This is a genomic window from Pseudochrobactrum sp. AO18b (assembly GCF_000409565.1).
GTDB classification, from domain to species: Bacteria; Pseudomonadota; Alphaproteobacteria; order Rhizobiales; family Rhizobiaceae; genus Pseudochrobactrum; species Pseudochrobactrum saccharolyticum.
Genome location: NZ_ANNO01000447.1, coordinates 1 through 1262 on the forward strand (window position 1 = coordinate 1; position 1262 = coordinate 1262).

The 1262-nt window shown below is 50.2% G+C and carries 2 protein-coding genes; both read left to right on the forward strand.

Features of this window, described 5'->3' with window-relative positions; all coding sequences use genetic code 11:
• Window positions 1–341, forward strand: a 341-nt coding sequence (locus A918_RS20900; protein ID WP_033316221.1) for a magnesium chelatase domain-containing protein, incomplete at its 5' end; no start/stop codon positions are given.
• Window positions 342–641: 300 nt separating this feature from the next.
• Window positions 642–1217 (forward strand): CvpA family protein, encoded by a 576-nt coding sequence (locus A918_RS0116865; RefSeq protein ID WP_022712192.1) that lies wholly within the window; start codon window positions 642–644, stop codon window positions 1215–1217.
• Window positions 1218–1262: the final 45 nt, after the last annotated feature.

Here is a 1262-nt window from a genome sequence, read left to right on the forward strand (position 1 = left end):
TTTATCTCAATGTGGCCGGTGGTTATCGTATTTCCGAGCCTGCTGCCGATATGGCTGTAGCGGCGGCGCTTGTCTCGTCGCTTGCCGGTATTCCGCTGCCTGCCAATAGCGTTTATTTTGGTGAAGTCAGTCTTTCCGGTGCAGTACGTGCCGTAGCTCATGCGGCTCAGCGCATCAAAGAGGCGGAAAAACTCGGCTTTAAACAGGCTGTTCTGCCTGTCGGCGGAGGTGAATTGTCAAAACCACGCAATTTCACGCTGACAGAAACCGGCTCCCTGCCCGATCTGGTGGCAAGAATTGCTGCTTCCGGCCCCGGAAAGAATGCGCAGAACCGAGATTAGCATAGGTCTATCACAACAGAAAACTCGGGAATCATAGGCTCTCTGCAACTTAAAATAACGGATGCGGAGCATTAACAACCGGACATAGGCTGTAATTTTTACAGGCTATAACGGCTTTAAATTGCAATAGGCTCCCGAATTAGTGATTTATGAAAGAAATTCAGGTTAATTTTCGACGACAAAAGTGTCACAACTCTATCGGACTGACGCGAGACACTGTAAATCTTTGAGCTGCGGCAATTATGCCCGCACGAAATTATATGTCCCGAGGGACAGACCGACACAGAGGAATTAGGCAGGATGCCGATTACATTGCTAGACGGAATTCTTATCGGGGTAACCCTCGTATCGGCCATTCTGGCCATGGTACGCGGATTTTCGCGCGAAGTGCTTTCGGTGGCATCCTGGGCTGCGGCAGCTCTGGCCGCCTATTTCTTCTATAAGCCTGTCGTGCCTTACCTGCAGCCATATATCAGCAATGAAACCATTCTGAATATTGCGGCAGCCGGTTCAGTCTTTCTGGTGACATTGATTGTTGTATCAATCATCACCATGAAAATTGCCGATTTCATCATCGACAGCCGTATTGGTGCGCTTGACCGCACATTGGGTTTCATTTTCGGCGCGGCACGCGGCGTTCTGCTGGTTGTGGTTGCAATGCTGTTCTTCAACTGGCTTGTGGCTACAGATCAGCCAAGCTGGATCACCAATGCCAAATCCAAGCCGATGCTGGATTCTCTTGGCCAGCAGCTGGTGGATATGTTGCCGGAAGACCCTGAAACCGCAATCATTGAGCGTCTGAAGCCGCAATTAGGCACCCAGCCTTCCGCGCAGGATGTGCCTGAGAATGATGTACCGGCTCAACCGGCAAACTAAATTCAGTTCCCATATTTAACAAAAACGCCGGCAGATAAATCTGCC

What these genes read in the sequence shown, in the direction of transcription:
- A918_RS0116865 (WP_022712192.1), top strand. Translation starts at nt 642, where the DNA reads ATGCCGATTACATTGCTAGACGGAATTCTTATCGGGGTAACCCTCGTA.